Source organism: Nevskia soli (genome assembly GCF_903970205.1).
In the GTDB taxonomy this organism is placed as follows: domain Bacteria; phylum Acidobacteriota; class Terriglobia; order Bryobacterales; family Bryobacteraceae; genus Bog-113.
Map to the genome: position 1 here is coordinate 1 of NZ_CAJCHS010000011.1, position 8,961 is coordinate 8,961.

Sequence of the window (8,961 nt, forward strand, 5' to 3'; positions counted from 1 at the left end):
CCGCGAAGTGCCGTACTATCAGATGCTGCTCGGCGGCGGCTTCGACGAGAGCGGCGATCTGAGGTTTGGACTCGCCATTCAAAGCATTCCCGCGCGTCTGGCGCCGACGGCTGTGGAGCGCGTGCTCCGCCACTATCTCGACAACCGCGATGGCGCCGAAACGTTTCGCCAATACGTCCTGCGCAACAAGGTCGAGTTCTTCCGCAGTATGACGGCGGACCTCGCCAAGCCACCCGAGCTGTTCCCCGAGATCTACAACGATTGGGGCGATGAAGTGGCTTTCTCGCTGCAACTCGGCCGCGGTGAGTGCGCCGCCTAATCGCTGCTACTTACTCGATGTACCCTCGTACTTATGGTTACCGTCCGGCAGCCGGATGCAACCGAGGCGCGGCGGTACATCAGCCGGCTCGCTGACGTCCTGCTCGATTGCGTTGCCGGCGGCGCGTCGGTAAGCTTCATGGCCGATCTTACTAAGTCCGCGGCCGAGGCGTTTTTCTTGAAATGCGTGGATGGCGTCGAGCGCGGCGAACGCATCCTTCTAGCGGCATTCGAGAGCGACGAGCTGGTGGGAACCGTCCAGGTAATCACCGCAACGCCTCCCAATCAGCCGCATCGTGCGGACATCGCCAAGTTACTCGTCCGGCGATCGGCGCGCGGTCAAGGTATCGCGGCACGACTAATGGAGAACGCCGAAGAAGCTAGCCGGAAGGCCGGCAAAACCCTCCTTGTTTTGGATACTGTAACCGGAGAAAGCGCGGAGCGACTCTATTTGCGCATGGGATGGACGAAAGCGGGTATCATCCCAAACTACGCAATGTTTCCGGACGGAAGGTGGTGCGCCACCACCATCTTTTGGAAAAGCTTGTTGTAGGAGCCTGGTGTAGGCATAGTGATATCCTGCGTTAGCGCCTTTCCCGAGGTAAACAATGACGCGTATACTGGCCTTTATCCTTCTTACATCGACACTTATGTCCGCGCAAGTGATCGATCCCACTACCCGAACGGTCACAACCAGCAACTTCCTTGTCACGTGGAACACCGGCGTCGACACCGAAGCTATTACCACGTTGGACTGGATGGGAAGTCCGAACGTGACCAGCACTTATGAGCTCGACGCCTGCGGAAACACGGGCGAGGGTGGCAACGTGCAGTATTTCGGAAACGCATGGGGCCCTCCGGATCCACAGGTTGGCGGTCAGGTGCTTGTCGGCGGAGGAACAAGCACGTCGCAGGGGACTTCGCCGTGGTCCGGGCATATCTTACCTTTCGGAACCGCCCAGATTACTATCAACTCGAATTCCACAAACTGTCCGCCCTCATCGGCCGGAATCAATGTGCAGACGACTTACCGGTTTTCCGATCCTGCCGACTCCGCCGTGAACTGGTTCGAGGTGCAGCGCGTCTTCGATTTCACTGCCGCCGCGTTCAATTATGACCTCCGGCCCTATATACTGCGGCTCAACACCGGCGCAGGCTATACCGATGTCTTGTATCCCGCGGCAAACGGCGTGCTTGCGAGCATACCCGTATTCGATTGCTCTTACGGGTGTACCGGGCCGATAAGTGCTCCAGGCGCAGCCTCGTTAAGTCCGGCGTGGGTTTCGACTCAAGGCTGGTTTGCTCTTTATAATCCAACCACGAAGCAAGGAGTGGTTGTAAAGCGGACCGAGGCTTATGATCCGCAGGGGAGCCCGATCGCGGCGCAGCTTTGGATCGATTATGACGGGCCGTCGGGAAGTTACGAGACGAGTTCCCCGTCCGTTCTTCTCCTTGAACCCCCGGGGGGATTCACCGGCGGGCTCGTTTCCGAAACCGAAACCATGTGCTTCTTTAACAGCGCTACCTGGACTCCGTCCCTGACTCCTCCAGCCGGATGCCGAAACAACATTGCCCATCTATCTCCGTCGACCCTGACGTTCGCCGGTCAATCTGTCGGCGTCGCCAGCACTCCGCGGATCGCAGTGGTAAGTAACATAGGAAGTCACGGCGTGATTATCACGTCCATCGTCGCCAGCGGCGACTACTTAGCGGTCAATAACTGTCCCGAAACCCTTCCCACGGGTGGCTCTTGTGAGATCGCCGTTTCCTTTGTGCCCGTAGCGCCGGGGATACGGAGCGGGTTCGTGGATATCGATATGCCCGGCGAGAATGAGCACTTGAGTCTGGCGGGGTTGGGCGTCGCGGCCGAATGAGCGTCTGTGATCTACTATTTCCAAGGATCACAGCCGCCATTTCGATGCCTAAGTTGATCGCGCTCTTTATATTGACGCTTGCCGCCGCCCGGTTCGCGGGCGCACAGCTCACCATCAGCACGTTCGCCGGCAACGGCACGCCGGCATACGCCGGAGACGCCGGCCCGGCGAGCGCCGCGGAACTCTTCTACCCCATCGATGTTTCATCGGACGGCGGGGGAAACCTTTACATTGCGGATCAAGACAACAACCGAATTCGGATGGTTAATAGTAACGGCGTCATATCCACTCTGGCCGGAACGGGAAACCCCGGTTTCTCGGGCGACGGAGGGCCGGCGACACAAGCCATGCTGAACTCTCCTATTTGCGTTTTCTCGGATCCGTTTGGCCGGGGCGTGTACATCTCGGATGTAGGCAACCAGGTCATTCGGCTGATCTCCCCCAGCGGGACGATAACTACGATTGCCGGGATAGCAGGATTAGAAGGATATAGCGGCGACGGGGGCCCCGCGACCTCGGCTACATTCTATAATCCGGTTCGCGTTACGGTCGATCCGTCCGCGGATATCATTATCGCGGACCAGTCTAATCATGTAATTCGCAAGATCAATCACGTTACGGGGATCATCACGACGATCGCGGGGACCACCCAGGGGTTCTCAGGCGATGGCGGCCCGGCGACGGCGGCTCAACTGAATAACCCGACTTCCGTCGTATCGGACCTGCAGGGGAATCTCTACATATGCGATCAATTCAACTTTCGCATTCGAAAGGTCGACACTTCGGGGACAATCACGACCATCGCGGGAACGGGCACCGCGGGATATTCCGGAGACGGCGGACCCGCCACGATGGCGGAGCTGAACTATCCGGGCGGGATGACGATCGACACGTCCGGCAACCTCTTTTTTTCGGATGACACCAACAACGTGGTGCGCGAAATTTCGGGGTCGACCGCCGTGATTACGACCGTGGCGGGCAATGGTACCGCCGGATACTCCGGCGACGGCGGTCCGGCTACTAGCGCGGAACTGAACGGGAATTTCGGAGTTACTCTCGATTCGCTCGGCAACTTATATATTGCCGACGCGAAGAATAATGTTGTCCGGCTGGTAGGTCAGGCTTCGCCAATCATACCCGCGTTTACCGCTAACGCGCTTACCAACGCGGCTAGTTTTGCCTCCGGAGGATCGGCCGGCGCGCTCGCGACGCTGTTCGGGACGCATTTGAGCTTGAACCTGAACGGTGTGGTCGGTGCTACGCAATCTCCCTTGCCGGATACGCTTAACGGCACGACGGTCACCGTAGATGGTGTCGCGGCGCCTATTCTTGCGGTTTCGAATACCCAGTTAGGCGGGCAAATCAACTTCCAGATCCCGTGGGAAGTTGCCGGGCAGCAAACTATCGCCATCGTGGTAAACAACGGCATGGGGACGAGTGCCAGTGTAAGTATGCCGATCGCGATCACCGCCGCACAGCCCGGCGTGTTTCAGATTTACGACAGTAACCTGGCGCAGCAGGTTGGAGCCGTCGAGCATGTGGATGGCAGCGTCGTTTCATCACTAAGTCCGGCGGCCCCTGGAGAAACTGTCGTGGTCTACTGCACGGGTCTCGGACCAGTAAGTCCCGCTCTAATTACCGGTTTGCCTGCGCCGGGAAGCCCGCTATCTTATACGACTTACATGCCCACGGTAACGATTGGCGCTATCGGGGCTACTGTCGATTTCAGCGGCGCGGCGCCGTACTTCTCCGGTCTGAATCAGATGAATGTGACGGTCCCGGCGAATGCCCCCAGCGGTCTACAACCTATGGTGGTCAGCGTGAACGGAGTAAGCGCCACGCCGGTGAATCTATCGATTCAGTAGCAGCGGCACTTAGGACTGGGTGAGCCATTGCGATCTACGGCTGCCTCCTTGCGACGCGAATTGCTGATAATTCCGCTAAGCTTTAACTTCATGAATGTCGAAGAACGGATGGAACTACGGATGGAGCGAATGATGGGCTCCATCGAAGCTCACGACAAGCAAATCGAAGATCTGATCGTGGCCGCTGTAAAGCAGCAGGAATCCATCCAACAGCTGCAGGAATCACTGAAGCTGCTCGGGAAGCCATGGCAAGCGTACCTAAGCACTATCGACCCGCGCCAGTGATGACGCTTTCCCGGAAGCGCGCAGCCGCCGTCCAAGCGCGTTTCGCGCGCAAGGGTGCGGATGCTGCCGTGATCCGTCGCGCAGGTTTTTCCGGCATCCTTGTAAACGCCCCAGCACGGTAAAATATAGGCAGCAATGATAGATAACGTACTGGCCAGGATTTTCGGCACGAAGACCGAGCGCGAGATCAAGGCCATGCAGCCTATGGTCGCCGCGGTGGGCGCCCTCGAACCTGGGCTGCTGAAGCTTTCGGACGCGGAACTCGCCGCCAAAACCGTTGAGTTCAAACAACGCATCGCCAACGGGGAATCGCTCGACAGTCTGCTCGTCGAAGCCTTCGCGGTGGGCCGTGAAGCCGGGCGCCGCGTCCTTAATATGCGTCACTTCGATGTGCAGCTCATCGGCGGCGTGGTGCTGCACAAGGGCAAGATCGCTGAAATGCGGACCGGTGAAGGCAAAACGCTGGTGGCCACGCTGCCTACCTATTTGAATGCGCTGGAAGGCAAGGGCGTCCACGTCGTCACGGTCAACGACTACCTCGCCCGCCGCGACGCCGAGTGGATGGGCCGCCTCTACAATTTCCTCGGGCTCTCGACCGGAATCATCGTCCACGACCTCAGCGACGAGGAACGCAAGGCCTCCTACAACTCCGATATCACCTACGGCACCAACAACGAGTTCGGCTTCGATTACCTGCGCGACAACATGAAGTTCCGCATCGAAAGCTGCGTGCAGCGCGAACATCATTTCGCCATCGTCGACGAAGTGGATTCGATCCTGGTCGACGAAGCGCGCACGCCGCTCATCATCTCGGGACCGAGCGAGCAGTCGACGGACAAATACTATAAGGTCGACAAGATCATCCCCAAGCTGGAGCGCGGCGAGGTGATCGAGGGTAAAGAGCCCGGCGAGAAGTACACCACCGGCGACTTCACCGTCGACGAAAAGCACCGCACCGTCGGCCTCACCGAAGAAGGCGTGCTCAAGTGCGAGCGGCTGCTGGGCATCGGCAACATGTATGAGCCGGCCAACATCGAATGGAACCATCACGTGCAGCAATCGCTGCGCGCGCGCGTGCTCTACCAGCGCGATAAAGATTACGTTGTCAAAGACGGCGAAGTAATCATCGTCGACGAGTTCACCGGACGTTTGATGCCGGGCCGCCGCTGGTCCGACGGGCTGCACCAAGCCGTCGAAGCCAAGGAAGGCGTGAAGATCGAGCGCGAAACGCAGACGTACGCCACCATCTCATTCCAGAATTACTTCCGCATGTATAAGAAGCTGGCCGGCATGACCGGTACCGCGGAAACGGAAGCAGCCGAGTTTCAGAAGATCTATAACCTCGATGTCAGCGTCGTGCCGACCAATCGTCCGATGCTCCGCAAAGAGTTCTCGGATCTGGTGTATCGCACCAGCGAAGAGAAGTTCCGCAACGCAGCAAAGGAGATCGCGGAGAAACATCAGGCCGGGCAACCGGTTCTGGTGGGAACCATCTCGGTCGAGAAGTCCGAACATCTCTCCGGCATATTGAAAAAGATGGGCATCAAGCACGAGGTCTTGAATGCCAAGAACCACGAGCGTGAAGCCCAGATTGTGTCGCAGGCGGGCCGTAAAGGCGCGGTCACCGTATCGACCAACATGGCCGGACGCGGCACCGACATTCTGCTGGGCGGCAATGCCGAAACCATGGCCCGCGAGCAATTGCGCAAGCAGGGCAAGAACGTCGACGACATGATTCAGTTCCCCGACGGAAAGGCCGAATGGGAGCGCGTTCTCAATCAATTCAAAGAGCAGACCCAGAAGGAGCACGACGAAGTGGTGGCGCTGGGCGGACTGCACATTGTCGGAACCGAACGCCACGATTCGCGCCGCATCGACAACCAGCTTCGCGGCCGCGCCGGACGTCAGGGTGATCCCGGAAGTTCGCGCTTCTATCTCTCGCTGCAGGATGATCTGCTGCGCATCTTCGGCGGAGAGCGCATGCAGAATCTGATGCTGCGCCTCGGCATGGAAGAGGATGTGCCGATCGAATCCAACCTCATCACCAAGCGCATTGCCGCGGCGCAGAAGGCCGTGGAAACGCAAAACTTCGAGATGCGCAAGCATCTGCTGGAGTACGACGACGTGATGAACAAGCAGCGCAAAGCGATCTACAGCATGCGCCGCAGCTTGCTCGAAGGCGAAGACAAGAAGGAACGTATCCTCGAAATGGCAGCCGACCTGGTGGGCGGCTACATCGACGACCGCTGCATCGAAGGCGCCAACCCCTCGACGTGGGACCTGACCGGTCTGATGAACGACATTCTCACCGAGTTCGGCGTCAAGATCAACACCGAGGAACTGATCGGGCTGACGCGCGAGCAGATCGAAGCGGCGATTACCGAGCAGGTGAACGCGCGCTACGAGGAGAAAGAAAGCATGGTCGGACCCGAGATCATGCGCCAGACCGAGCGCTGGATTATGCTGCAGGCCATCGACGATCAGTGGAAAGATCACCTGCTCTCGATGGATCACCTCAAAGAGGGCATCGGCTTGCGCGGCTACGGTCAGAAAGACCCGCTGGTCGAGTACAAGAAGGAGTCCTATCAGCTCTTCCAGGAACTGATGGGCCGCATCGAAGACGAGACGGTGCGGTACCTGTTCTTCCTGCGCTTCGAGCGTGGCGATGGAACGGCTGGACAGTCCGTCGCCCTTCCCTTCCCTCCGCCGGACGGTGAGTACGACGAAGAAGATGAGGAGATCGAGGACCAGGAAGCGATCCGCGCCGAGCAGGAGCGCCTGGCCCGCGAACGGCAGGAAGCGGCGGCCCGCGCTGCCGCGCAAGTGAACGCTCAGGATCTCTCCCGCCAAATCCAGCGCAAGAAAGAACGCGAACTTGCCGAACTCAGTATGGTCGGTAAGGACGGCGATTCGAAAGCCAAACCGGTGGTTAAGGGGAATAAAGTCGGTCGAAACGAGCTATGCCCCTGCGGTAGCGGCGAGAAATATAAGAAATGCCATGGATCCGCGACGGCCTCGAAAGCCGTCTAACGGGATAGCCATGAAGTCAATCCTTCTATTCTTTGCGGCCGCTCTGGCGGCTAGCGCCGGTGTGTTGCCGGGTGTCATCGGCCCGTGGAAGCAGGTTTCGGACGCGCCGCTTCCGGTGAACACCGACCGCGCGCTCTGGGATGAACTCGGCCTCCAGGATTCCGATAGCGCCGTCTATAAAGACAAGAACCAGCGTCTCAGCGTGGACGCCTGGCGTTTGGCCGATTCCACTGCGGCAATGGGCGCTTTCGACTTCGTCCGGCCCGCCACGGCGAAACCCGCGCCCGCTTACAACGATCTGACGCCGAACGCGGCCTTGACGGCGGATGGCGCGCTGATCGCGGTAGGCAATTACCTGGTCGCCTTCCACGGCGCAGTTCCGGAGCCGAACGACGCCGCAAACATGTTCCGCTCGATGCCCCGGTACGAACACGCCGGGTTGCCGTCCTTCCCCGATTACCTGCCATCGGGTGAGATACCGAATTCCGTCCGCTACATCGGCGGCCCTGCGGCGCTAAAACAGTTCTTTCCGGCGGTTCCAGCCTCGGTGGCGGCGTTCCACCTCGGGGCCGAAGCATCGGTGGCGGACTATCCCGGCGGCCTCAAATTGGCCCTGTTTTCGTATTCCCTGCCCGCCCTGGCGCGCGACCAGGCCGCAGCCTTCGAGAAGATCCCTGGCGCGGTGGTGAAGCGCACGGGTCCGCTGCTAGCCGTGCTGGTTCAACCGAAAGATGCCAATGCGGCCGAGCGTCTGCTGTCCCAGGTCCGGTATCAGGCGACGGTAACGACGGGTCAACCGCCCAAAACGAAGAAGGACAACCCCGGCAATTTGCTCCTGAATGTCGCTCTGTTGATACTAATTCTGGCGGGATTCTGTCTTGCCTCCGGAGTTCTGTTCGGTTTACTCCGAATGATCTTCCGCCGGGGCGGCGCATCGGGCGAAGGCGAAGAAATTTTGGCCCTGCATCTGGAAGCACCGCGCGAAGTGAGGTAAGTAGTTGCATTTTTAGCCTTTTACGATCTTTGTAGGGCATCGGAATACGCCGTTTTCGCCCGGCGCTCTCCGTAGTGTGGAAAACCACTTGCCTCTTAAGTGATTCTTATTCAGGGGTTTACAGGCGAAAAAAACATTCCTGATTTTCGCTTGACGTAGCAGGTCCCCAGACTTTACTATCCAATCACTTAAAGTTTTTTCGGTTGCGAAACCGTTGAAACTGATTCTCCCATCGAATCCGGTCCGAAAGGGCCGGTGCCAGGAAAGCCCGGCTGACTACCGGGCTTTTCCATTTCCGCCGGACGTTACAATGACGGCCGGATGAAGGCGCTAATCACCGGATCGGGCGGACTCATCGGCTCGGAGTGCGCGCGGCATCTTTGCGCGGCAGGCTGGGAGGTCGCCGGGGTCGATAACGACATGCGCCGCGAGTTCCTCGGAGCGGCCGGAACCACCGCGCCCGTGGTCTCGTTTCTGAAGGCGCTCCGGGGATACACGCGCCACTCGATCGACATCCGGGACCGGCAAACCATTCCCGATTTCTTCGCCTCCGTGCGCCCGGACTTCATCATCCCCACCGCCGCGCAGCCCTCGC

The 8,961-nt window shown here is 59.2% G+C and carries 7 protein-coding genes and 1 pseudogene; all 8 read left to right on the forward strand.

The features are described from left to right. A pseudogene (locus H1Y01_RS00575) lies at positions 1-319 on the forward strand (nitrite/sulfite reductase); the annotation flags it as partial. A 33-nt stretch (positions 320-352) separates the two neighbouring features. Further along, positions 353-871, forward strand: coding sequence for a GNAT family N-acetyltransferase (locus H1Y01_RS00580; RefSeq protein WP_180538151.1), 519 nt, complete (start codon positions 353-355; stop codon positions 869-871). Positions 872-926: 55 nt separating this feature from the next. Beyond that, on the forward strand, positions 927-2,192 hold the full coding sequence (locus H1Y01_RS00585) for a hypothetical protein (RefSeq protein ID WP_180538152.1): 1,266 nt from the start codon (positions 927-929) through the stop codon (positions 2,190-2,192). A gap of 44 nt (positions 2,193-2,236) precedes the next feature. Continuing rightward, positions 2,237-4,057, forward strand: coding sequence for a hypothetical protein (locus H1Y01_RS00590; protein ID WP_180538153.1), 1,821 nt, complete (start codon positions 2,237-2,239; stop codon positions 4,055-4,057). A gap of 90 nt (positions 4,058-4,147) precedes the next feature. Further along, entirely contained in the window at positions 4,148-4,342 is a 195-nt protein-coding gene (locus H1Y01_RS00595; protein ID WP_180538154.1) for a hypothetical protein, read from the forward strand. Between the two features lie 135 nt (positions 4,343-4,477). After that, entirely contained in the window at positions 4,478-7,372 is a 2,895-nt protein-coding gene (gene secA / locus H1Y01_RS00600) for a preprotein translocase subunit SecA (RefSeq protein ID WP_180538155.1), read from the forward strand. A 10-nt stretch (positions 7,373-7,382) separates the two neighbouring features. Beyond that, positions 7,383-8,366: a DUF6599 family protein gene (locus tag H1Y01_RS00605; RefSeq protein ID WP_180538156.1), complete on the forward strand. Its 984-nt coding sequence runs from the start codon at positions 7,383-7,385 to the stop codon at positions 8,364-8,366. 321 nt (positions 8,367-8,687) lie between these two features. Continuing rightward, on the forward strand, positions 8,688-8,961 hold a 274-nt coding region (locus H1Y01_RS00610), incomplete at its 3' end, for an NAD-dependent epimerase/dehydratase family protein (RefSeq protein WP_180538157.1).

Excerpts from the sequence above, each read along its gene's own strand:
- H1Y01_RS00580 (WP_180538151.1), top strand. The coding sequence starts at position 353 with ATGGTTACCGTCCGGCAGCCGGATGCAACCGAGGCGCGGCGGTACATC.
- H1Y01_RS00585 (WP_180538152.1), top strand. The coding sequence starts at position 927 with ATGACGCGTATACTGGCCTTTATCCTTCTTACATCGACACTTATGTCC.
- H1Y01_RS00590 (WP_180538153.1), top strand. The coding sequence starts at position 2,237 with ATGCCTAAGTTGATCGCGCTCTTTATATTGACGCTTGCCGCCGCCCGG.
- H1Y01_RS00595 (WP_180538154.1), top strand. The coding sequence starts at position 4,148 with ATGAATGTCGAAGAACGGATGGAACTACGGATGGAGCGAATGATGGGC.
- secA (WP_180538155.1), top strand. The coding sequence starts at position 4,478 with ATGATAGATAACGTACTGGCCAGGATTTTCGGCACGAAGACCGAGCGC.
- H1Y01_RS00605 (WP_180538156.1), top strand. The coding sequence starts at position 7,383 with ATGAAGTCAATCCTTCTATTCTTTGCGGCCGCTCTGGCGGCTAGCGCC.